A 22094-nucleotide genomic window follows, 5' to 3' on the forward strand; every position below is an offset into this window, starting at 1 on the left:
AAAGGGGGAATTCAAGGGCCGGGAGGCCCTTGAAGGAGGACAGTCGCGGAGCAGTCACCCCGCGTCCTCGGGCGAGGAAGCAACGGTTGAGCGAAATCTCAGGCCGTTTCAGCCATCCCCTGGTGCCGCAGCAGCGCCTCCAAGCTCGGCTCCCGCCCCCGGAAGGCCTTGAACGATTCGATGGCCGGGCGTGAGCCGCCGGCTTCCAGAATCGCCTGCCGGTATCTGCGGCCCGTCTCCACGCTGGGCGTGCCGTCCGGCCCCGCCGTTTCCTCGAAGGCCGCGTAGGCATCGGCGCTCAGCACCTCGGCCCATTTGTAGCTGTAGTAGCCCGCCGCGTACCCGCCCGCGAAGACATGGCTGAAGGTATGCGGCGTGCGGCTGAAGGTGGGCGCGGGCAGCAGGGCCACTTCCGCGCGCACCTGGCGCAGCACGTCCATGAAGTCGGGCTTCGCGCCCGCCGTGTGCAGCAGCATGTCGTAGAGCGAGTACTCGATCTGGCGCAGGGTCTGCATGCCGCTCTGGAAGTTCTTGGCCGCGATCATCTTGTCGTAGAGCGCACGCGGTAGGGGTTCGCCGGTGTCGACGTGGGCGGTCATGTGGCGCAGCACTTCCCATTCCCAGCAGAAGTTCTCCATGAACTGGCTGGGCAGTTCCACCGCATCCCATTCCACGCCGCTGATGCCCGAGACGTCGCGCTCGTTCACCTGAGTCAGCATGTGGTGCAGGCCGTGGCCGAATTCATGGAACAGGGTGATGACGTCGTCGTGCGTCAGCAGCGCGGGCTTGCCGTTCACACCGTCGGCGAAATTGCAGACCAGGTGCGCGACGGGTGTCTGCAGCTGGCCGTTGTCCGGGCGCAGCCAGCGCGTGCGCACGTCGTCCATCCAGGCGCCGCCGCGCTTGCCAGCGCGGGCGGGCTGGTCGAGGTAGAACTGGGCCAGCAACTGCCCGCCGCGTTCGATGCGGTAGAAGGCCACCGCAGGGTGCCAGACGGGCGCCTGGTCCTCGCGGATGGCCACCTCGAACAAGGTTTCCACGATCTTGAACAGACCGGCCAGCACGCGCGGCGCGGTGAAGTACTGCTTGACCTCCTGCTCGCTGTAAGCGTAACGCGCTTCCTTGAGTTTTTCGCTGATGAAGCTCCAGTCCCAGGGTTGCGGGTCGGTGATGCCCAGTTCCTGCGCGGCAAACGCGCGCAGGTCGGCCACGTCCCGCTCGCCATAGGGCCGGGCCTTGACGGCGAGGTCGCGCAGGAAGGTGATCACCTGCTCGGGCGTATCGGCCATCTTGGGCGCGACGGAGACTTCCGCGTAATTGCGGTAGCCCAGCAATTGCGCTTCTTCATGGCGCAGGGCGAGGATCTGGCCGATCAGCGCGGTGTTGTCGTACTGCTTGCCGTCGATGGCCGTGCCATCCTTGCCGGGGGCATAGGCTTCGGCCTGGTCGGAGGCGCGGGTGACAAAGGCGCGGTATAGGCGGCGGCGCAGTTCGCTGCTCTTGGCGAACTGCATCACCGGCAGGTAGCTCGGCATCTGGAGGCTGAGCTTGTAGCCGTCCCGGCCCTCGGCCTGGGCTGCGGCGCGCGCGGCCTGCAGCACGTCTTCCGGTACGCCTTCCAGTTCATCCGCCGTGGCGTAGTAGGCCCAATGGTCGGTGGCGTCCAGCACATGCTCGCTGAACTTCTGGCTGGCTTCGGCCTGTTCTTCCTGGATTTGCGCGTAGCGTTCCTTGGCCGCGCCTTGCAGTTCCGCGCCACCCAGCACGAAGCCGCGCAATGCGTTTTTGTGGGCTTGCCGCTGCTCCGCGTTCAGGCTCTCGGGGGCGATGGCCTTGTACTTGGCGTAGAGCCTTTCATCCGAGCCCAGCCGGGTCCAGAACTCGGTGACGCGGGGCAGGGCGGCGTTGTAGGCGGCGCGCAGCTCAGGGGTGTCGGCGACGGCATTGAGGTGGCTGACCGTGCCCCAGGCCCGGCCCAGTCGCTCGGTCGCCACGTCCAGCACCTTGGCGATGGTTTTCCAGTCAGCCGGATAGTCTGGCTTCGTCACGGTGTCGAGCGCAGTTTCGGCTTCGGCCAGAAGGGTGTCCAGCGCCGGGGCCACGTGCTCGGGGCGGATGCGGTCGAACAGCGGCAAGCCAGAGGCGTCCAGCAAGGGATTGGGGGTGTCGAGGGCGGCGGATGTGGAGGCGGTCATGCCCGACATTTTGCGGTATCCGGCCGCAGTTCAAGGCCGACCTTGCCTATGGCCTTCATAGCGCGGGTCGTACTCCCGCGCTTGCTGCGACCCACCCCACGAAGGCCGGTGCGGATCAGGCGCGGCCAGCCCACTCGCGCAGCGCCTGTGCGAGCCCCGTCACCACGCTGGGCCAGTCACCCATCGCAGGCTGGCGGAACAGGCGCATCACACCCGGGTACCAGGGCGAGTCGTCCCGGCCCTGGAACCAGCGCCAGTCGGGCAGGTACCAGGGCAGCAGCACCCAGCAGGGTTTGTTCAGGGCGCCGGCCAGATGGGCCACGGCCGTGTCCACGGTGATCACCAGGTCCAGCTGGGCGATGACGGCGGCGGTGTCGGCGAAGTCCTGCAGCTCGCCGCCCAGTGGCGTCAGGGCCAGTCCCGCAGGCGGAGCCTTGGCTTCGTCCTCGCCCGCGCCTTTTTGCAGGCTGTAGAACACCACGCCGGGTGTCTGGCCCAGCGGGGCGAGCGTGGCCAGGCTGGGCAGGGATCGTTCGGTGTCGTTCTCGAAATTGGGATTGCCCTTCCAGACCAGGCCGACTTTCAGCACGCCCGTCGGTGCTGCCAGCCGAGGCGCCCAGCGCGCCACGCGTGCCGGGTCCGCATGCAGATAGGGCAAGGCTGCGGGAAGGGTGTCGGGGCGGGTCGCGAACAGGTGGGGCAAGCTCAAGGGCGGGACCCAGTAATCGAAATCGCTTGGCTGACCCTTGCCGTCGTCGGGCAATTCCTGATCGAAGGGGAGGGCCTGGTCACAACCGTCCAGCGTGGCGAAGAGGCGGACCAAGGCCGGGTGGCACAGCACGGTGACGCGCCGCGCGCCAGCGGCCTTGGCCAGGGAGGCATAGCGGCAGAAATGGACCATGTCACCATGGCCAGCTTCGAGCGCGATCAGCAGGGAGCGGCCCTGCAAGGGTTCGCCGTGCCAGCGCGGGCAGGGCAGCTGCCGCGCCAGGCGTTCGGCCAGCGCGCCGTGCCGGTCGCGTTGCTCCAGGCGCAACCAGCCTTCTTCCAGTTGGCCCTGGCGCAGCAGCAGGTAACCCAGGTTGTAGGCCGCCTTGCGATGCGTGGGTTCCAGGCGTAACGCTTGGCGCAAGGTCGCCTCGGCTTCGTCATCGCGGTACAACTTGGCCAGCAGCACCCCCAGGTTGCTCAGTGCGGATGTATCGTCGGGTTCCAGCGTCAAAGCTCGGCGTAGCGCGACCTCGGCCGCTTCCAGGCGCTTGCCTTGCTGCAGCAGCACGCCGTAGTTGATCCAGAGCTGGGCCTGCGTAGGTTCCAGCGTCAGGGCCGCGCGGTAGTGGTGTTCCGCTGCCTCGGCATCTCCCGATTCGTCCAGCGCCAGTGCCAGATTGCCATGCAGGGCCGCCTGCTCGGGGTCGATGGCCAGCGCGGCGCGGTAGGCTGTTGCGGCCGCGGACCAGTCGCCGGCGGCCAGGCATTGATTGCCGAGGATGAAGAGTTGCTCTAGCGTGGTGGAAGGTTGGGAGGAGGGCGCGGGCATGGGGCGATTCTGCGGCGTCCGGTCCCGGGCGAGACGGGAAAATGAAGGATGAAATACGCTATCGCTTAGCGGGTTCGGTGATTTTGAAAGGAACAACTTCATGCAGTCTGACGAGGCATACGCCAAGCTGGCGATGGCCCATGCGTTTCCCCTGGGCGAGGAAATCAAGATCGGCGGCCAGTACGTGCCCGTGCTGCGTGACGGCCCATGGCTGTACGTGAGTGGACAGATCCCGCGCGTCGGCGACCAAGTGCAGTTTGTCGGCGCGGTCGGCAGCGGGCCCGACGCGGTCATCGACCTGGCGGGTGCACGCCGCGCGGCCACCCTGTCCACTTTGCGTGCCTTGACGCTGGCCAAGTCGGCGCTGGGCAGTCTGGCGGCCATCCGTTCGGTGCCCCGCATCTCGGTGTTCGTGCGCAGCACGCCGGATTTCACGCAGCAGAGCGAGGTGGCCGACGGCGCCTCGGAGGCCTTGTACGCGGTGTTCGGGCCGCGGGGCGTGCACACGCGGACCTCGGTGGGGGTGCTGCAACTGCCCAAGGGGGCGGCGGTGGAGATCGACTTCGTGTTCGGGGTGGAGTGAGGCGCACCGCCGGCTTGACGCCCCAGGCCGCGATCGTTCAGGCCGCGAGCGCTGCGGGCGGGGCGCTGTGCTGCGCATGCCAGCGCCGCACCTGTTGCCGCACCAGTTGCGCAAGCAACTGCAGGTCGTCCTCGGCCGCGGTGCCGGGGTGTGCCAAGCGCAGCAGGTAACGGCTGTGGCCCAGCGGCGGCAGGCCATGGCGGTTTTCGTCCAGTACGACCAGCTCGGTGCCACGCCCATGCGATCCGCTGTGCAGATGCGCCGCCGCCGTGTTCAGCGGACTCAGGCCCATGCCAGCGCGCAAGGCGGCCTGCAGGCCGTGCAGGCTCTGGGTGCTGAGCACGGCATGCCAGGCGCGGCCGCCCAGCTCCAGCGACTGGATGGCGGCCTGGCGGTAGACGCAGCCCGGCATGAAGAGCACGAGAGGCAGGGACGCCGTCTGGGCCGCGGGTGGCCGGTAGTTCTCAGCGGCGATCCAGCGCAGGGGCTCGCTCCAGACCACCTCGCAGTCCGCGGGTAGGGCGATGGGGCTGTGCATGCCCGGCGGCACCACGTCCTTGGCCACGATGAGGTCGAGCTGGCCTCGCGCGTACTGGCGCTGCAGGTGGGTGGACAGATCGCAGACGGTCTCGAGCCGCACCGCCGGGCGCTGACGGACGAAGTCCGCCAGGGTGTGCATCCAGGCCGTGCCGGCGAAGTCCTCCACCACCCCCACGCGCAACACATGCGTCGGGGTCTGCTCGCCCAGCGCGTTCGTCGCCTCTTCGTGCAGGGTCAGCAGGCGGCGCGCATAAGCCAGCAGCAGTTCGCCGTCGTCGGTGAGCGTGACGCCGTTGCGGTCGCGCAGCAGCAAGGTCTTGCCCGTCAGTTCCTCCAACTTGCGCACCTGCTGGCTGACCGTGGACTGGCTGCGGTGCACGCGCAGGCCTGCGCTGCCGAAGCCGCCGGTGTCCACCACGCTGGTGAAGGTGCGCAACAGGTCCAGGTCGAGCTGCATGATGAATTGATTTTCTGAATGGATCGAATCCGATCATTTCATTTTACGATTTATGCCGGACTGCCTAGGATGCCGGCCATGTCTGACACCCTGCCTGCTGCATCCCCGTCCTCGACTTCTGCGTCCTACCTGGCCCAGGTGCTGGCCTTTTGCCTGTGCTGGAGCGCGGCCTTCCCGCTGGCCAAGCTGGGCCTGCGCGATGCGCCGCCCCTCCAATTCCTCTGCCTGCGTTTTCTGCTCGCCTCGGCGCTGATGCTGGCCTGGGTGGCGCTGCGGGCCTGGCGTCGGGGGACACCGTTCTTGTCGCGCGATCCAGGCGCTGGCGACCGGGGCAGTGCCTGGCGGCCTTGGGTGTTGCTGGCCCTCATCGGCCTGTGCAACAACGCCCTCTACCTGGGGCTGGGTTGGTTCGGCATGCTGCACCTGTCCTCGGGTCTGAGCAGCGTGATCATCAGCACCAACCCCGTCTGGGTGGCGCTGGCCGCCAGCCTGCTGCTGGGCGAGCGCCTGGACGGGCGGCGCGTCACCGGGCTGCTGCTGTGCCTGGCGGGGGTGTGCTGGATCGTCTGGCGGCGCCTGGGTCTACAGGACGATAGCGCCCTGGGCGTGGTGCTGGTTGGTGCAGGGGCCTTGTCGCTGGTGGCCGGCACCTTGCTGTTCAAACGCTGGCAGCCTGAACTGGCGGGGGTGGACCTGCTGCTGAGCAACGCGGTGCAGGTGGGGGTGTCCGGCCTGTTGTTGATCCCGCTGGCTGCATGGCTGGAAGCAGACCATGCGATCCACTGGACGCCGACTTTCGTCGTGAGCTTCACGCTGATGGTCGGACTGGTCTCGATCGTCGCCTACCTGCTCTGGCTGCATCTGCTGCGCACGCGCAGTGCCACCGAAGCCAGTGCCTTGCACTTTCTGATGCCGCCCACGGGCTTGTTGATGAGCTGGGCCATGCTGGGTGAGCCCCTGCACGGCAGCGATTTGCTGGGCATTGTGCCGGTCGCGGCCGGTCTCTGGTTGGTGACACGGGCAGCTCAGGAGCCCCGGGTTCGGGCCCGCGCCCACTGAAGCCCCGCTATCAGACGCAGGCCGAAAGCGGCTGTACCCGCCCTCTTGGTCTTGCGTCGCCAGTGCGCCTGTCGAGGACAGGCCCGGGTTCAGCCCGCCGCGCGCCGCGCCGCTTCCAGGGTGTTGACCAGCAGCATGGTGATGGTCATGGGGCCCACGCCGCCGGGCACAGGAGTGATCCAGCTCGCGACGTCCTTCACGCGTTCGAAATCCACGTCGCCGCAGAGCTTGCCGTTTTCGTCGCGGTTCATGCCCACGTCGATGACCACCGCGCCGGGCCTGACCATGTCCGCCGTCAGCATCTTGGCCTTGCCCACGGCGGCGACGATCACGTCGGCCTGCAGGGTCTGGGCCTTGAGGTCTTTCGTGGCACTGTGGCAGATGGTGACGGTGGCGTTCTTGCCCAGCAGCATCAGCGCCATCGGCTTGCCCACGATGTTGCTGCGACCGATGACCACGGCGTGCTTGCCCTTGAGCTCGTAGCCGATGTGTTCCAGCATCTTGATGCAGCCGTGCGGGGTGCAGGGCCAGAAACCGGGCAGGCCGGTCATCAGCGCGCCGGCGCTGGCGACGTGGAAACCGTCGACGTCCTTGTCGGGCGAAATGGCCTCGATGACTTTCTGCGCGTCGATGTGGGCGGGCAGGGGCAGTTGCACCAGGATGCCGTGGATGGTGGGGTCGGTGTTCAGCGCGGCGATGCGCGCCAGCAGATCGGCTTCGCTCAGCGTGGCCTCGTACTTTTCGAGCACGGAATGGAAGCCGCTGTCCTCGCAGGCCTTGACCTTGTTGCGCACATAGACCTGACTGGCCGGGTTGTCGCCGACGAGCACGACGGCCAGGCCCGGCTTGTGGCCTCGCGCGGCCAGGGCGGCCGCGCCTTGGGCGACTTCGGCACGCAGTTGCTTGGAGAGGGCGAGGCCATCGATCAGTTGTGCGGTCATGGTGCTGGCGTGTGATGTCAAGTGAAAATGCCCGCGATTCAAAAGCAAATCAAAAGGAAACGCCCGCTGGGCGGGAACAGCGGGCGTCGGGGCAGGGACGGAAACTCAGGCCTTGATGGCGTTCTGTCCCAGCGCGATCTTGAGCAGGTCAGCCACGGTGTTGGCGTTGAGCTTTTCCATGATGTTGGCGCGGTGCGCCTCCACCGTCTTGATGCTGATGCCCAGGTCATCGGCGATCTGCTTGTTCAGGCGGCCCGCGACGATGCGTTCCAGCACTTGACTTTCGCGGGTGGTGAGTTTTGCCAGCAGGGCGTCGCGGTCGGCGGCCAGCTGGTATTCGCTGAAAGCAGCGCGGGCGCGCTCCAGCATGCGTTCCACCAAGTCCAGCAGCTGGGCTTCATTGAAGGGCTTCTGGATGAAATCCATCGCGCCCTTCTTCATGGTGTCCACTGCCATGGGCACGTCGCCGTGGCCGGTGATGAAGACGATGGGCAGGGGAGAGTGTTTCTCGATCAGCCGGTTCTGCAGTTCCAGGCCGGTCATCCCATCCATGCGGATGTCGGCGATCAGGCAGGCGACTTCACGCGGGTCATAGCGGGAAAGAAAGGACTCGGCTGAATCGAAGCAGCGTACCCGGTAATCCTTGCCCTCGAGCAACCATTGCAGGGAGTCGCGCACCGCTTCGTCGTCATCCACGACATACACGGTACCTTTCTTGGGGATCAAGCTCATGTTCTTATCCTGTCATCTTCCTGGGTCGATGGCGATGGCGGTCTGTCTCCGCGTGTTGTAGTTGTTTCTCGGGCAGGCTCCGGTTCCAGGGGCAACCAGAAGGAGAAGCGGCAACCCACGACCTCCGGCGTCTCCGTCCCTGCTCCCGGGCCATTGTAGAGGTTCTCCGCCCGCATCCGGCCCTGGTGGGACTCGACGATGGAACGGCACAAGGACAGGCCAATGCCCATGCCGCCGGCCTTGGTGGTGTGGAAGGCTTCGTAAAGGTGTTCCATCATCTCCGGCGCGATGCCGTGGCCGCGGTCCGTGACGATGAACTCGACCACCGGCCGGCCCTCGACCTCGGCAGCCTGGACCTGCAGATCGATGCGTCGCAGGGACAGGGCGCGGCGCGCCTGGACGATGGCCTCTGCCGCGTTCTTCAATAGGTTGATCAGCACCTGTTCGATCAGGATGGGGTCCACCATCAGGCGCGGCAGGCCGTCGGCGATCTGCCGGGTCAGGCGCACGTTGTTGCGGCGCAGCTCGATCTCGGCCAGTTCAATGGCCTCGTCCACCAGATCGGCGGCTTCGAAGGCCACCCGCTTGGGTTCGCTGCGCTTCACGAAGGCGCGGATGCGCTGGATGATCTGGCCGGCGCGCTGAGCCTGCCGAGACGTCTTGTCGAGCGCGCCCAGCAGGTCTTCCTCGGCGATTTGCCGGGCCTGGATGCGCGAGATCATGCCGTTGCAGTAATTCGTGATGGCGGCCAGCGGCTGGTTCAGTTCGTGCGCGATGCTCGAGGCCATCTCGCCCATGGTGATCAGGCGGTTGGCGGTCTGCGCCCGTTCGGCTTGGGCGGCGGCCTGTTCCTCGGCCCGGCGGCGCGGCGTGATGTCGGTGGCGATCACCATCTGCGCCAGGCGACCGTCCACCCAGGTCAGGTAACGGGTGCGGACTTCCAGCCACTTGTCCAGCGACTCGACATGGATTTCGGCGTTTTCGGCCTCGGCCGGGTCCTCGGCGGCGTCCAGCAGGCTGCTGGCCGGTAGGCCGGCGAGGTCGTCTACGGCGTCTTGGTTGTCCTGGTCGCGCGCGGCCGCGCCGCCCGGGGTGTCCATGCCGCCATGGCCGGCCTGGCTGGAGAGCTGGACATGGCCCTGGTTCTGGTCGCCGAACCACAGGCGGTACATCTTGTTGGCGAACAGCAGCTCGCCGCCGCCGAGGGGCGCGACCGAGACCGAGGCGTCCAGCGCCTCCAGGACGGTGGTGAAGCGTTCGTAGGAGGCGTACAGCTGCTCACGCACGCGGTTGGGCTCGGTGATGTCGGTCATCGATGTCATCCAGCCGGTCTGCTGACCATGGGCGTCGATGAGGGGCGAGACGTGGATGCGCGCGTCGAACAGCGAACCGTCCTTGCGCTGGATGCGCACCTGCAAGCCACTGGAGGTGATGCGCCCTTGCAACTCGTCTTCCAGCCGTGCCGCCAGCAGTTCATGGGAGTCTTCCGGCCAGAAGGGGAAGGGCGGCATGGCGCCCACCAGTTCCTGTTCGCTCCAGCCGGTCATTTGGCAGAAGGCCGCGTTCACGTAGGTGATGCGACCCTGGGGATCGAGCGCGCGCATGCCCGTGGGCATGGAGTTTTCCATGGCCCGGCGGAAGCTGGTCTCCAGCAGCAGCGCGCGCTGGGCCTGGACGCGGCGGCGGGTGTGCCGCCAGTTGGCGATCAGCATCCAGGCGGTCATCACGCTGAGCACGGTCACCAGCCAGAACAGGCTGCTGCCGATCAGGCCCTGCGAGGCCCGGTAGGCCTGCGCATGCAGCACCAGGCCCGTACCGGCCGGCGAGACCAGCACCTGCTGCTCGGCCTGTCCGGACCAGCCCAACCAAGTGGTCAGGCTGTTGCTGCCCGCAGCCGCCTTGGGGCGGGGCACGCGGCTGCCCGCGAGCACCTGACCTTTGGCATTGCGCAGCGAGGTGGCGTAGCGCGCCGAGACATCGGCCGAGATGCTGTAGTCGTACAGCGCGTCGATGGAGTACTCGGCCAGCAGCACGCCGCCAAATCTGCCTTGGATCTGCAACGGCAGGAACAGGTTGAGCCAGGCCGGGCCGTCGGCCGACAGCAGCCAGGGCGTCGCGTAGGCCGGTTGGTGCAGTTCGCGCGCCTGGGCGTAGGCATCCAGGCTGCCGGCGAGGGAGGGTGATGCCGCGATGCCGGGGTAAGCGTCCAGTACCTGGGCTGCGGGGCTGTAGCCCTGGCTGGCGCGCAGTCGGAAGCGCTCGCCGGATTGCGAGCCCGTGGGCGAACCGGTGCGCCTGGACGCGGGCGCAATCCAGCTCAGCCCCTGGATTTCGGGGTAAAGGTGCAAGATCACCTCGGCTCGGTGACGGAATTGCGTGGTGCTGAGCTCCTGGTTCGAAATCTGCTGCGCCAGGCGCGTCAGGTCTTCCTGCCGTTCCAGCAGCCGCAGCCGTAGGCGCTGCTGCGCGTACTCCACGTCGCGGCGCAGGGCTTCCTGCTCGCGCTCCATTTCCTCGATGCGCAGGTAACCCACGGCCACCACGATGGCCGTGAAGAAGAAGAACACCGCCACCAGCGGCGCCAGCATGGCGTAGCGGTCCTGCCGGTGGGGGGCTTGCCGGTTCCACCAGTCGCGCAGGCGCTTGGGGATGGGCAGGACGCGCAGCAGACTGGCGTAAAGCTTGGCGAAAGGCGTGGACATTGGGTGAATCGGGACGCAACAGGGAGACAATGGCGCGCGAGTCGCCGGAAAGATGTCAAGCGCAGTGTATGCGGGCGCAGCACCAGGGGCTGGTGGGCCTTGGCCTGGATTTCAGGGCGATTTGAGGTTTCAGAATCCGTTCCAGGCGACCTTGAAGTTCATATTGCGGAATTGGTGGTCGCGATTTGAAATCGTCATGAATTGTGCGAAACTCGCAAGCTGTCTGAAGCAGCACGCACGGGCGTACGCCTTCGAGCGCGCTGGTTTTTCCCCCGAACGTAAGACTGATGAGAGGAGCCTCGCCATGTCAGCCCTGCCCCAAAACCGTCTTGATGCTGCCGATCTCGACAGCCAGGAAACCCTTGAATGGAAACACGCCCTGGAAGCCGTGATCGAGCAGGAGGGTGCCGAGCGCGCTCATTTCCTGCTGGAGCAATTGCTGGAGCACGCGCGCGAGCACAGCATCGACATGCCCTTCTCGGCCACCACGGGTTATGTCAACTCCATAGAACCTGATCAGGAAGCCCGCAGCCCGGGCAATCTGGAGCTGGAAGGCCGCCTGCGTGCCTACATGCGCTGGAATGCCATGGCCATGGTGGTCAAGGCCAACCGGTTGGACCCCGCCGACGGTGGTGACCTCGGTGGGCACATCAGCTCCTTCCAGTCGCTGGCCCACATGTTCGCGACCGGTTTCAACCATTTCTGGCACGGCGACAACACCGATGAAGGTGGCACCCATGGGGGTGACCTGCTCTATATCCAGGGCCACAGCGCGCCTGGCATCTATGCCCGAGCCTTCCTGGAAGGTCGCATTTCCGAGGAGCAGTTGCTGAACTTCCGCCAGGAAGTGGACGGCAAGGGTCTATCCAGCTACCCGCACCCCAAGCTGATGCCGGGTTTCTGGCAGTTCCCCACGGTGTCCATGGGCCTGGGCCCCATCATGGCCATCTACCAGGCGCGTTTCCTGAAGTACCTGCATGCCCGCGGCATCGCCGACACCAGCCAACGCAAGGTCTGGGTTTTCTGCGGTGATGGCGAAATGGACGAGCCGGAAAGCCTGGGTGCGATCGGCCTGGCCGCGCGCGAGAAGCTGGACAACCTGGTCTTTGTCGTCAACTGCAACCTGCAACGCCTGGACGGTCCGGTGCGCGGCAATGGCAAGATCATCCAGGAGCTGGAAGGTGAATTCCGTGGCGCCGGCTGGAACGTCATCAAGCTGATCTGGGGCAAGGAATGGGACGCGCTGCTCGCGCGTGACAAGGACGGGGCCTTGCGCAAGCTGATGATGGACACCCTGGACGGTGACTACCAGGCCTTCAAGGCGAACGATGGTGCCTATGTGCGCAAGAACTTCTTTGGTCGCGATCCACGCACGCTCGAGATGGTCTCCCACATGAGTGACCAGGAGGTCTGGAACCTTCGTCGCGGCGGGCATGACGCGCAGAAGGTCTACGCGGCTTTCCACAAGGCGCACACCACGACCGGTGGCCCCACGGTGCTGCTGGTCAAGACCGTCAAGGGCTACGGCATGGGCAAGGCGGGCGAGGGCAAGAACACCGCCCACCAGACCAAGAAGCTCGGCGCCGACGATGTGCGCTACATGCGCGACCGCTTCAACATTCCGATTCCCGACAGCGAACTGGACAAGGTGCCCTTCTACAAGCCGGCCGAGGACACGCCGGAAATGCGCTATCTGCATGAGCGCCGCAACGCCCTGGGTGGCTACCTGCCCAAGCGCCGCGCCAAGAGCAGCGAAACCTTCGCAGTGCCGTCCCTGGACACCTTCAAGGCCGTGCTGGAACCCACCGCCGAGGGGCGCGAGATCTCGACCACGCAAGCCTACGTGCGCTTCATCACGCAACTGCTGCGTGATCAGGCCCTGGGTCCGCGCGTGGTGCCCATCCTGGTCGATGAGGCGCGTACCTTCGGCATGGAAGGTCTGTTCCGCACTGTGGGCATCTACAACCCTGAAGGCCAGAAGTACACCCCGGTCGACAAGGACCAGGTGATGTATTACCGCGAGGACAAGGCGGGGCAGATCCTGCAGGAAGGCATCAACGAGGCGGGCGGCATCTGCTCGTGGATCGCCGCGGCGACGTCGTACTCGACGAACAACCGCATCATGGTGCCGTTCTACATCTACTACTCGATGTTCGGCCTGCAACGCGTGGGCGATCTGGCCTGGGCGGCCGGCGACATGCAGGCGCGTGGCTTCCTGCTCGGCGGCACGTCCGGTCGCACGACCCTCAACGGCGAGGGCCTGCAGCATGAAGATGGCCATAGCCATGTGCTGGCTTCGACCATCCCGAACTGCGTCAGTTATGACCCGACCTTCGCGCACGAAGTCGCCGTCATCATCCACCATGGCTTGAAGCGCATGGTGGAGAAGCAGGACAACGTGTTTTTCTACATCACGCTGCTCAATGAGAACTACGCCATGCCGGGCCTGAAGGCCGGCACGGAAGAGCAGATCATCAAGGGCATGTACCTGCTGCAGGAAGCCGACAAGAAGATCGCCGGCAAGAAAGGCGCGCCGCAGGTCAACCTGTTGGGCTCCGGCACCATCCTGCGTGAATCCATGTTCGCCAAGGAATTGCTCGAGAAGGATTGGGGCGTGGCCGCCAATGTCTGGAGCTGCCCGAGCTTCAACGAACTGGCCCGCGACGGCCAGGACGCGGAACGCTGGAACCTGCTGCACCCGACGGAAAAGGCCCGGGTGCCCTTCGTCACCCAGCAACTGGAGCCGCATGGCGGTCCGGTGATTGCCTCCACCGACTACGTGAAAAACTACACCGAGCAGATCCGTCCCTACCTGCCCAAGGGCAGGACGTACAAGGTGCTGGGCACCGACGGCTTTGGCCGCAGTGACTTCCGCAGCAAGCTGCGCGAGCACTTCGAGGTCAACCGCCACTACATCGTGGTGGCCGCGCTCAAGACCCTGGCCGACGAGGGCACCGTGCCGGCGACCAAGGTGGCCGAGGCCATCGCCAAGTACGGCATCAAGGCGGACAAGATCAATCCGCTGCACGCCTGATCGCAAGCACCTACAGAGGAAGACGTATACATGGCTCTCGTAGAAATCAAGGTACCCGACATCGGTGATTTCGAGTCGGTGGCGGTCATTGAACTGCTGGTCAAGCCTGGCGACACGGTCAAGGCCGAGCAGTCGCTGATCACGGTGGAGTCCGACAAGGCCTCCATGGAGATTCCGTCCAGCCACGCGGGCGTGGTGAAGGAATTGAAGATCAAGATCGGCGATCAGGTGAAGGAAGGCTCGGTGGTGCTGATGCTGGAGGCTGCGGGCGAGGTGGCCGCAACTCCTGCCGTATCCCCGGCACCTGCTGCTGCGCCGGCTCCCGCACCGGCTGCTGCCGTGGCGTCCACACCCGCCGCGCCTGCGGCGGCTCCCGTCGCATCGGCCTCCACTGTCGCACCGGCCGCGCACGACCCCCTGGCCCAACAGGCCAAGGTGGGCGCGCTGCCGCATGCCAGTCCTTCGATCCGAAAGCTGGCGCGCGAGTTCGGTGTGCCCCTGGCCGAGGTCAAGGGCAGCGGCCTCAAGGGCCGCATCGTGGAAGAGGACATCAGGAACTTCACCAAGGCCGTGATGAGCGGCGGCGCGCGCACCCAGGCCATGGGCGCCGCGCCGGCCGGTGGCGATGGCGCCGGCCTGGGCCTGCTGCCCTGGCCTAAGGTGGACTTTGCCAAGTTCGGTCCGATCGAGCGCAAGGACCTCTCGCGCATCAAGAAGATCAGCGGCGCGAACCTGCACCGCAATTGGGTGATGATCCCGCACGTCACCAGCTACGAAGACGCGGACATCACCGAGCTGGAAGTGCTGCGCGTGCAGCTCAACAAGGAAAACGAAAAGGCGGGCATCAAATTCACGATGCTGGCCTTCGTGATCAAGGCGGCGGTCGCGGCGCTCAAGAAGTTCCCCGAATTCAACGCCAGCCTCGACGGCGATCAGCTGGTGCTGAAGAACTACTGGAACATCGGTTTCGCAGCCGACACGCCCAATGGTCTCGTGGTGCCCGTGCTCAAGAACGCCGATCAGAAGGGTCTGGTGGAAATTTCCGCCGAGATGGCCGAGCTGTCCAAGAAGGCGCGTGACGGCAAGCTGGGCGCGGCCGACATGCAGGGCGGGACGTTCAGCATTTCCTCGTTGGGTGGCATTGGCACGACCTACTTCACGCCGCTGATCAACGCGCCGGAAGTGGCCATCCTGGGCCTGTCGCGCGGCGCGATGAAGCCGGTCTGGGACGGCAAGGCCTTCCAGCCACGCCTGACGCTGCCGTTGTCGCTGTCCTACGATCACCGCGTGATCGATGGTGCGGCCGGCGCCCGTTTCAACGCCTATCTGGCCCAGGTGCTCGGCGATTTCCGCCGTGTCCTGCTCTGATTCTGACGAGGGAAACACACATGGCTCTCGTGGAAATCAAGGTACCCGACATCGGTGATTTCGAGTCGGTGGCGGTCATTGAACTGCTGGTCAAGCCTGGCGACACGGTCAAGGCCGAGCAGTCGCTGATCACGGTGGAGTCCGACAAGGCCTCCATGGAGATTCCGTCCAGCCACGCGGGCGTGGTGAAGGAATTGAAGATCAAGATCGGCGATCAGGTGAAGGAAGGCTCGGTGGTGCTGATGCTGGAGGCTGCGGGCGAGGTGGCCGCAACTCCTGCCGCATCCCCGGCACCTGCTGCTGCGGCCGTTGCTGCTCCGGCTCCCGCCGCCACCGCGCCTGTCCCCGTGGCAGCCAGCTTCGGCGGCAGCGCCGACCTCGACTGCGATGTACTCGTGCTCGGCGGCGGCCCCGGCGGTTATTCGGCGGCCTTCCGCGCGGCCGATCTCGGCCTCAAGGTCGTGCTGGTCGAGCGGTACGCCACCCTGGGTGGTGTCTGTCTGAATGTGGGCTGCATCCCGTCCAAGGCCCTGCTGCACGTCGCCGCGGTGATGGACGAGGTCAGCCACATGGCCGACCTCGGTGTGGACTTTGGCAAGCCGGTGCTCAACATCGACAAGCTGCGTGGCCACAAGGAAAAGGTCATTGGCAAGCTCACGGGTGGCCTGACCGCGATGGCCAAGATGCGCAAGGTCACGGTGCTGCGCGGGTATGGGTCCTTCGCGGGTGCCAACCACCTCGAAGTGGAAGAAACCTCGGGCACGGCCCAGCAGAAGACCGGCAAGAAGCAGGTCGTGGCCTTCAAGAAGGCCATCATCGCGGCCGGTTCGCAGGCCGTGCGCCTGCCCTTCATGCCCGACGATCCACGCGTGGTCGATTCCACCGGCGCGCTGGCGCTGAGTGGCGTGCCCAAGAAGATGCTCATCGTCGGCGGCGGCATCATCGGCCTCGAAATGGGCACGGTCTACAGCACGCTCGGTGCACGCCTGGACGTGGTGGAAATGATGGACGGCCTGATGCAGGGCGCCGACCGCGACCTCGTCAAGGTCTGGGACAAGATGAACAAGCATCGCTTCGACAATGTGATGCTCAAGACCAAGACTGTCGGCGCGCAGGCCACGCCGCAGGGCATCAAGGTCCAGTTCGAAGGTCTCGATGGCACGAAGAGCGAAGGCGTCTACGACCTGGTGTTGCAGGCCGTGGGCCGCACGCCCAACGGCAAGAAGATCGCCGCCGACAAGGCCGGCGTCGCCGTCACGGACCGGGGCTTCATCAACGTGGACGTGCAGATGCGCACCAACGTGCCGCACATCTTCGCGATCGGTGACATCGTGGGCCAGCCCATGCTGGCGCACAAGGCCGTGCACGAAGGGCATGTGGCGGCGGAAGTCATCGCCGGTGAATTGCAGGGCAACCCCGAACTGGCCAGCAGCGCCTTCGACGCCCGCGTGATCCCCAGTGTGGCCTACACCGACCCCGAAGTGGCCTGGGTGGGCCTGACGGAAGACCAGGCCAAGGCCCAGGGCATCAAGGTCAAGAAGGGCTTGTTCCCCTGGAACGCCTCGGGCCGGGCCATCGCCAACAACCGCGACGAAGGCTTCACCAAGCTGCTGTTCGACGAAGAGACGCACCGCATCGTCGGTGGCGGCATCGTGGGCACGCACGCGGGTGACATGATTGGCGAAATCGCGCTGGCCATCGAGATGGGCGCCGACGCGGTGGACATCGGCAAGACCATCCACCCGCATCCCACGCTGGGCGAGAGCATCGGCCTGGCGGCCGAGGTGGCGCATGGCTCCTGCACGGACGTGCCGCCGCCGAGGAAGTAAGGCATCCCGGCAAGCCAGCGCGTCATCGCCTGGCTCCAAAAGCAACGGCCCCTGCGGTGAAAGGCAGGGGCCGTTGCTTTTGAGTGAGCAGGGTGCTCAGGGCTTCTTGCTGTACAGGAAATCCGTCATCACCGCGATGAAGTACTCCGGATCCTCCAAGTGCGGTGTGTGCCCGATATCGGGCAGCTCGCGCAGCTGCGCTCCGGGGATGCGAGATTGCGCGTCCTTGCCCAGCTTGGAAAAGTCACCCAACGCCTTGATCACATCGGCAGGGTAGTAACGCTGGCCAGGCACGGTGCGGTCCTTCAGCCCGACGATGAGCAGGGTGGGCGCGAGCAGGCGCGGCATCTCATTCAGGATGGGGCCTTCCAGGATCATCTGCTGTGTCAGCGCAGCCACCTGTGCGTGGCGCGGGTACTCGCTGCTGAGCTGCAGGCGGGCGAATTGTTCGACGTAGCGTTCATGCGGCGGACGCCAGGCGGGGAATTGCGCCTTGAGTTCGCGTCGGTATTGGGCCGCCGTGAGCAACATGTTTTGCCGGGTCATCGCTTCCGTGTTGACCGGCGGCAGCGTGGCGTAATCTTCCAGCCCTGCGGGGTTCTCGAGCACCAGCGCGCTCACGCGCTGCGAATAACGCCGCGCGAAATGCACGGCCAGCATGCCACCCATGCCGTGGCCGATGACGGCCACCTGGGGGATCTGCAGGTGGTCCAGCAGTCGCAGCGTGGCCTGGGCCTGCAGGCCAAAGCGGTACGGCATGTCCGGCTTGGAGGAACGGCCGAAGCCAATCTGGTCCGGCACGACCAGGCGGTAGCCATAGTCGCTCAGGGTACGCAGAGTCTGTGCCCAGTAGTCGCTGCTGAAGTATTGGTCATGCAGCAGCAGCAGGGTCTGGCCATTGGGGTTCTTGGGACGCACATCCATGTAGGCCATGCGCACGGTTTGTCCCTCCAGCGAGATCTGCAGCAGGCTCACCGGGTAAGGGTAGGGCCAGCCTTCAAGCGTGATGCTGAGCGGTTCGGCGTTCAGGTAGCTTGGGTCGGCTGGCTGCAGGAAGTTCAGCAGTTGGGCACGGGCCGGCAGCATGGCGCAAGAGGCCAGCAGAGCTGCGAGGAAGAAATGACGGAGGGAGGGTCGCAACACAGGAGAGCTCAGCGTGGAATAACGTGGAAGTAAGAATGGAATGAAGCGAAACAAGCAGGTCGTGTGCTCGCGTGACGAGGTTCGCAAGCATATACGCCTGAGCATACCGGTGGCCCAGGGCTCGCCCCGGCGTCAGCTCGGCGGGCTGACGCGCCGCGCCGCGTTGAAGCGGTCATCCCAGTAGCGCAAACGCATGTTCTCGATGCGCACGCTGGCACCGGCCTTGGGGGAGTGGATGAAGCGATCGTCGCCCACGTAGATGCCAACGTGGCTAAAGGCCTGGCCCACGGTGTTGAAGAAGACAAGATCGCCCGGCTGCAACTCACGCCGCGCGATGGCGCGCGTGGCGCGGGCCTGCTGCGCGGATTGGCGTGGCAGTGTCAGGCCCCAGGTCTGTTGGTAGACCGCGCGCACGAAACCACTGCAATCAAAGCCACCCTCGTAGCTGCCGCCACCGTAGCGGTAGGGCGTGCCCAGAGCGCCCATGGCGGCCACCACGATTTCGGCGCGGCGGTCCTCGGTGCCGTCATTCACCATGGCGTGGGGGCTGTCATAGGAAACGCCGGCCGCGCGTCCTGGCGAGGCGCAGGCGTGCAGCAGGGCAGTCACGGCCAAGGTCAGGGCAAGCGCGCCCAATGGCATTGGGGCGCGGGTCAGGGGCATCGTGCGCACGGGCATCCGGTTAGCATAGGGTGTCATGCCGATCCTGCCGGATCCCAAGGCTTTTTTACGAGGAGAAAAGACATGTTCCAGGCCCTTTTGTTGGAGCAAGCCAACGGCCGGCCCGAAAGTTTCGCCGCGCGCCTGGCGACCTTGGACGAGGCTGATCTGCCGCCCTTGAACGAAGGCGACTTGACGGTGGACGTGCAGTATTCCACGCTCAATTACAAGGACGGTCTGGCGCTCACGAACCAAGGCCCCGTGGTGCGCAAATGGCCCATGGTGCCCGGCATCGATGGCGCGGGGACGGTACTCGAATCACGCCATGCCGCCTGGCGCGCGGGCGATGCCTTTGTGCACAACGGCTGGGGCGTGGGCGAGACGCAGTGGGGGTGCCTGGCCGAGCGGGCGCGCCTGAGGGGCAACGGGCTGGTGCGCCTGCCCTCGGCCTTCACACCCCGGCAGGCCATGGCCATCGGCACGGCTGGGTACACCGCCATGCTCAGCGTGCTGGCGCTGGAAGACCACGGCGTGGCGCCCACATCGGGTGAGGTGCTGGTGACTGGTGCGACCGGTGGCGTGGGCAGCATCGCCGTGGCCTTGCTGAGCCGACTGGGGTTCAAGGTCACCGCGGCAACCGGCAAGACGGCGGAGGCGGACTATCTCCGTGCCCTCGGCGCAACCACCATCATGGACCGCGCCGAGCTGGCCCTGCCTGGCAAGCCACTGCAGAAGGAGCGCTGGGCTGCGGTGGTGGATGCCGTTGGGTCGCACACCCTCGTCAACGCCCTGGCCCAGACACGCTACGGCGGTGTCGTGACCGCCTGCGGCCTGGCGCAAGGCATGGATCTGCCGGGGTCGGTCGCGCCTTTCATCCTGCGTGGCGTGACGCTTGCCGGCATCGACTCGGTGATGGCGCCGCTACCCAAGCGCCAACGCGCCTGGGACCGGCTGGCGCGCGATCTGGACCCGGCCCTGCTCGAGCGCATGACCGAGGAGGTGTCCTTGCCGACGGCCCTGGAAAAAGCCCGTCAGCTGATGGCTGGCCAGGTGCGCGGTCGCATCGTTGTCAAAATCGCGGCTTGACGATCTACACAGGAACCCACACGACATGCTGCTGGAACACGACGACTCTCAACTGCTGCTGGTGGATTACCAGGTCAAGCTGCTGCCTGCCTTGCATGACGGGGCTTGGGCCTTGGGCAACGCCCGGCGCCTGACCCGACTGGCGCGCCTGTTCAAGGTACCGGTCTGGTTGACCGAGGAATACCCCGAGGGCCTGGGCGCCACGGACCCCGACCTGCAGGCGCTGGTGGCCCAGGCCCAGCAGGCAGGAGGGGGCAAGACCTTTCCCAAGATGAGTTTCAGCGCGGTGGCCGATGGCCTGGGTGAGTTGCTGCGTCCGCCCGCGCGCGCGCAAAACCCCCAGGGCGGCAATGCGCGCAGCTTGCCCAAGCACCTGCAGAAGAAACCGGAAGCCGTGCCCGAGCGCGGGACCGTGGTGATCGCGGGTTGCGAAACCCACGTCTGCCTGTTGCAGACAGCCCTGGCGCTGCTGGAGGAGGAATTCGACGTCTGGGTGGTGACCGATGCCTGCACCTCGCGCACGGAGCGCAACCGAGATGCCGCCTTCGACCGCCTGGCCGGGGCCGGCGCGGAGCTGGTGACGACCGAGATGGTGGCCTTTGAATGGCTGCGCACGGCCGAGCACCCGGCCTTCGCCGAAACCTTGCGCATCGTCAAGGAAGTCGCCGCGTGAAACGGGACAATGCAGGCGCGCATGTTGCGCACGGCACCCAATCACTGGGCAGAGGAGGATGGCGCATGAACACAACCAAGAGCTCGGGACGGTCGCTGCAGGGCCGTCGTTTGCTGGCCGGCTTGTTGTTCGGGGCCTGGGTCGGGGCAATGCAGGCCCAGACGTCACCCGACCCGGCGCCGTCGACCTCCCCGGAGGCAGCGGCGCAGACATCGGCTGAAAGCAAAATGGACGGCAAGGTCGACGGCCCTGGCACGGTGACCACGCCGGGCTTGGTGCTCAGTGCCGACGGCGCTTATGTGCTCGACGTCCAGAACAAGCTGGCTTGGCTGCGCTGCGTGGAGGGCATGACCTGGAACGGCCACAACTGCGTTGGCGAACCGCGACTGATGACCTTCACCACCGCGCAGGCGCTGGCCGGGGCGCGAGCCAAGGCCGAGGGCGTGGCCTGGCGCCTGCCGCGCATCCATGAATTGCGCAGGATCAAGGAAGACGCCGCCAGCGCCACGCTGTTCCCGGCCGATCCGCAGGGCTGGACCTGGAGCGGCAATGCCAGCATCAGCGTTGCGCAGACCAACCCCTACAACTACGACAACATCGCCAATGGCAGCACCAACCAGCAGGAGCGCTTGTCGGCTCGCATGGGCTGGGCCGTGCACCTGGGCAACGGCGAATCGCGTGGGGACGTTTCACGCCGCACGGCCCTGGTGGTGCGGCTGGTGCGGCCTTACCAGCCTTGAACCGCTGCGTCGGCCCGGGGAGGGCCGGCGTCAGTCGGGGTGTCAATCGTCGCGCCGCCTGGGCGCCAGGTCGGCGCCGGCACGGTGGGGCAGATTCAGACCACCTGCAGGCGGATGGGGCTCAGACCGCTCACGCGACCTTCCAGCACGTCGCCTTGCTGGAGGGCCGCCACGCCTTCGGGCGTGCCGGTGTAGATCAGGTCACCGGGCTTGAGCAGCCAGGCCCGGCTCAGGTGCTCGATGATCTCGCCCAGATTCCAGATCAGCTTGGAAACGTCACTTTTCTGGCGCGTCTGTCCGTTGACCGCCAGCGCGATCTCGGCGCTTTCGATCTGAGCCGCCACGTTGGCTGCGGGTGTGATGGCGCCAATGGGGCTCGCCGCCTCGAAGGTCTTGCCGATGCACCACGGACGCCCCTGCTTCTTCTGCTCGCCTTGCAGGTCACGGCGCGTCATGTCCAGGCCCACGGCATAGCCCCAGATGTGCTGGCGGGCTTCGGCCGCGGGAATGTTCATGCCGCCCTTGCCGATGCAGGCCACGAGCTCGATCTCGTGCTGGAAATCCTGCGTCAGGCTGGGGTAGGGCAGTTGCGCGGTCTGACCCGGCTCGACGACCAGGCAGCTGTCGGCCGGCTTGATGAAGAAAAAGGGCGGTTCGCGGCCCGTGAAGCCCATTTCCTGGGCGTGCGCCACGTAGTTGCGGCCCACGCAGTAGACGCGGTTGACGGGGAAGCGCTCGGCACGGCCAACGACGGGCACGGAGACGGGCGCGGGTGCGGGGATGACGTAAGACATGAAACCGATTCCTTATGG

16 protein-coding genes and 1 pseudogene are annotated in these 22094 nt (G+C 66.0%); 8 read left to right on the forward strand and 9 right to left on the reverse strand.

Annotated elements, in window-relative coordinates:
• Window positions 1-98: 98 nt before the first annotated feature.
• Window positions 99-2204: a M3 family metallopeptidase gene (locus DW355_RS11670; protein ID WP_207388014.1), complete on the reverse strand. Its 2106-nt coding sequence runs from the start codon at window positions 2202-2204 to the stop codon at window positions 99-101.
• A 106-nt stretch (window positions 2205-2310) separates the two neighbouring features.
• Window positions 2311-3735: a tetratricopeptide repeat protein gene (locus tag DW355_RS11675; protein ID WP_131280284.1), complete on the reverse strand. Its 1425-nt coding sequence runs from the start codon at window positions 3733-3735 to the stop codon at window positions 2311-2313.
• 100 nt (window positions 3736-3835) lie between these two features.
• Here DW355_RS11675 and DW355_RS11680 point away from each other — a divergent pair, with 100 nt between their 5' ends.
• A complete protein-coding gene (locus tag DW355_RS11680; protein WP_131280286.1) occupies window positions 3836-4318 on the forward strand; it encodes a RidA family protein in 483 nt (160 codons plus the stop codon).
• Between the two features lie 37 nt (window positions 4319-4355).
• Here the strand turns inward: DW355_RS11680 and DW355_RS11685 are convergent, their stop codons facing one another.
• Complete coding sequence (locus DW355_RS11685; protein ID WP_131280288.1) at window positions 4356-5315, reverse strand: LysR substrate-binding domain-containing protein; 960 nt, start codon at window positions 5313-5315, stop codon at window positions 4356-4358.
• A gap of 78 nt (window positions 5316-5393) precedes the next feature.
• On the opposite strand from DW355_RS11685, the gene DW355_RS11690 reads away from it, so the two are divergent.
• Window positions 5394-6374, forward strand: coding sequence for a DMT family transporter (locus DW355_RS11690; protein ID WP_165493185.1), 981 nt, complete (start codon window positions 5394-5396; stop codon window positions 6372-6374).
• An 89-nt stretch (window positions 6375-6463) separates the two neighbouring features.
• Here DW355_RS11690 and folD read toward each other — a convergent pair whose 3' ends face one another.
• From folD to DW355_RS11705, 3 genes are all read right to left on the reverse strand, one after another.
• On the reverse strand, window positions 6464-7315 hold the full coding sequence (gene folD / locus DW355_RS11695; RefSeq protein ID WP_131280291.1) for a bifunctional methylenetetrahydrofolate dehydrogenase/methenyltetrahydrofolate cyclohydrolase FolD: 852 nt from the start codon (window positions 7313-7315) through the stop codon (window positions 6464-6466).
• Between the two features lie 105 nt (window positions 7316-7420).
• On the reverse strand, window positions 7421-8047 hold the full coding sequence (locus tag DW355_RS11700; protein WP_131280292.1) for a response regulator transcription factor: 627 nt from the start codon (window positions 8045-8047) through the stop codon (window positions 7421-7423).
• Window positions 8044-10749 (reverse strand): PAS domain-containing sensor histidine kinase, encoded by a 2706-nt coding sequence (locus DW355_RS11705; RefSeq protein ID WP_131280294.1) that lies wholly within the window; start codon window positions 10747-10749, stop codon window positions 8044-8046. Before DW355_RS11705 ends, DW355_RS11700 begins: the two co-directional genes overlap by 4 nt.
• 304 nt (window positions 10750-11053) lie before the next feature.
• Between DW355_RS11705 and aceE the strand changes: the two genes are divergently transcribed.
• From aceE to lpdA, 3 genes and pseudogenes are all read left to right on the forward strand, one after another.
• Window positions 11054-13783: a pyruvate dehydrogenase (acetyl-transferring), homodimeric type gene (aceE, locus tag DW355_RS11710; protein ID WP_131280295.1), complete on the forward strand. Its 2730-nt coding sequence runs from the start codon at window positions 11054-11056 to the stop codon at window positions 13781-13783.
• A gap of 18 nt (window positions 13784-13801) precedes the next feature.
• Window positions 13802-15151: pseudogene (gene aceF / locus DW355_RS11715) on the forward strand (dihydrolipoyllysine-residue acetyltransferase); the annotation flags it as partial.
• 20 nt (window positions 15152-15171) lie between these two features.
• Window positions 15172-16980 carry a dihydrolipoyl dehydrogenase gene (lpdA, locus tag DW355_RS11720; protein WP_131280299.1) on the forward strand — a complete coding sequence of 603 codons (1809 nt, stop codon included), beginning with the start codon at window positions 15172-15174 and terminating at the stop codon, window positions 16978-16980.
• A 96-nt stretch (window positions 16981-17076) separates the two neighbouring features.
• On the opposite strand, the gene DW355_RS11725 is transcribed toward lpdA, so the two are convergent.
• Together DW355_RS11725 and DW355_RS11730 are read right to left on the reverse strand one after the other, a co-directional pair.
• Window positions 17077-18120: an alpha/beta fold hydrolase gene (locus DW355_RS11725; protein ID WP_165493186.1), complete on the reverse strand. Its 1044-nt coding sequence runs from the start codon at window positions 18118-18120 to the stop codon at window positions 17077-17079.
• Window positions 18121-18255: 135 nt separating this feature from the next.
• Window positions 18256-18822: a C40 family peptidase gene (locus DW355_RS11730; protein ID WP_431733166.1), complete on the reverse strand. Its 567-nt coding sequence runs from the start codon at window positions 18820-18822 to the stop codon at window positions 18256-18258.
• Window positions 18823-18867: 45 nt separating this feature from the next.
• Here DW355_RS11730 and DW355_RS11735 point away from each other — a divergent pair, with 45 nt between their 5' ends.
• The 3 genes from DW355_RS11735 (at window position 18868) to DW355_RS11745 (ending at window position 21282) form a co-directional block, all read left to right on the forward strand.
• The gene (locus tag DW355_RS11735; protein ID WP_131280302.1) at window positions 18868-19869 is read left to right on the forward strand and encodes an MDR family oxidoreductase; all 1002 of its coding nucleotides are present in this window, start codon (window positions 18868-18870) and stop codon (window positions 19867-19869) included.
• 25 nt (window positions 19870-19894) lie between these two features.
• Complete coding sequence (locus tag DW355_RS11740; protein ID WP_131280304.1) at window positions 19895-20542, forward strand: isochorismatase family protein; 648 nt, start codon at window positions 19895-19897, stop codon at window positions 20540-20542.
• A 65-nt stretch (window positions 20543-20607) separates the two neighbouring features.
• Window positions 20608-21282 carry a DUF1566 domain-containing protein gene (locus DW355_RS11745; protein WP_165493187.1) on the forward strand — a complete coding sequence of 225 codons (675 nt, stop codon included), beginning with the start codon at window positions 20608-20610 and terminating at the stop codon, window positions 21280-21282.
• Window positions 21283-21377: 95 nt separating this feature from the next.
• Here the strand turns inward: DW355_RS11745 and DW355_RS11750 are convergent, their stop codons facing one another.
• On the reverse strand, window positions 21378-22076 hold the full coding sequence (locus DW355_RS11750) for a fumarylacetoacetate hydrolase family protein (RefSeq protein WP_131280307.1): 699 nt from the start codon (window positions 22074-22076) through the stop codon (window positions 21378-21380).
• Window positions 22077-22094 lie beyond the last annotated feature (18 nt).

It is taken from the genome of Hylemonella gracilis (assembly GCF_004328645.1).
Taxonomy (GTDB): Bacteria; Pseudomonadota; Gammaproteobacteria; order Burkholderiales; family Burkholderiaceae_C; genus Hylemonella; species Hylemonella gracilis_B.

Bases quoted from the DNA above. Each gene is read 5' to 3' on its own strand.
- DW355_RS11735 (WP_131280302.1), top strand. From the start codon at position 18,868: ATGTTCCAGGCCCTTTTGTTGGAGCAAGCCAACGGCCGGCCCGAAAGT.
- DW355_RS11705 (WP_131280294.1), bottom strand. From the start codon at position 10,749: ATGTCCACGCCTTTCGCCAAGCTTTACGCCAGTCTGCTGCGCGTCCTG.
- DW355_RS11745 (WP_165493187.1), top strand. From the start codon at position 20,608: ATGAACACAACCAAGAGCTCGGGACGGTCGCTGCAGGGCCGTCGTTTG.
- DW355_RS11685 (WP_131280288.1), bottom strand. From the start codon at position 5,315: ATGCAGCTCGACCTGGACCTGTTGCGCACCTTCACCAGCGTGGTGGAC.
- DW355_RS11670 (WP_207388014.1), bottom strand. From the start codon at position 2,204: ATGTCGGGCATGACCGCCTCCACATCCGCCGCCCTCGACACCCCCAAT.
- DW355_RS11690 (WP_165493185.1), top strand. From the start codon at position 5,394: ATGTCTGACACCCTGCCTGCTGCATCCCCGTCCTCGACTTCTGCGTCC.
- DW355_RS11730 (WP_431733166.1), bottom strand. From the start codon at position 18,822: ATGACACCCTATGCTAACCGGATGCCCGTGCGCACGATGCCCCTGACC.
- DW355_RS11700 (WP_131280292.1), bottom strand. From the start codon at position 8,047: ATGAGCTTGATCCCCAAGAAAGGTACCGTGTATGTCGTGGATGACGAC.
- DW355_RS11740 (WP_131280304.1), top strand. From the start codon at position 19,895: ATGCTGCTGGAACACGACGACTCTCAACTGCTGCTGGTGGATTACCAG.
- aceE (WP_131280295.1), top strand. From the start codon at position 11,054: ATGTCAGCCCTGCCCCAAAACCGTCTTGATGCTGCCGATCTCGACAGC.
- DW355_RS11675 (WP_131280284.1), bottom strand. From the start codon at position 3,735: ATGCCCGCGCCCTCCTCCCAACCTTCCACCACGCTAGAGCAACTCTTC.
- DW355_RS11680 (WP_131280286.1), top strand. From the start codon at position 3,836: ATGCAGTCTGACGAGGCATACGCCAAGCTGGCGATGGCCCATGCGTTT.
- folD (WP_131280291.1), bottom strand. From the start codon at position 7,315: ATGACCGCACAACTGATCGATGGCCTCGCCCTCTCCAAGCAACTGCGT.
- DW355_RS11750 (WP_131280307.1), bottom strand. From the start codon at position 22,076: ATGTCTTACGTCATCCCCGCACCCGCGCCCGTCTCCGTGCCCGTCGTT.
- lpdA (WP_131280299.1), top strand. From the start codon at position 15,172: ATGGCTCTCGTGGAAATCAAGGTACCCGACATCGGTGATTTCGAGTCG.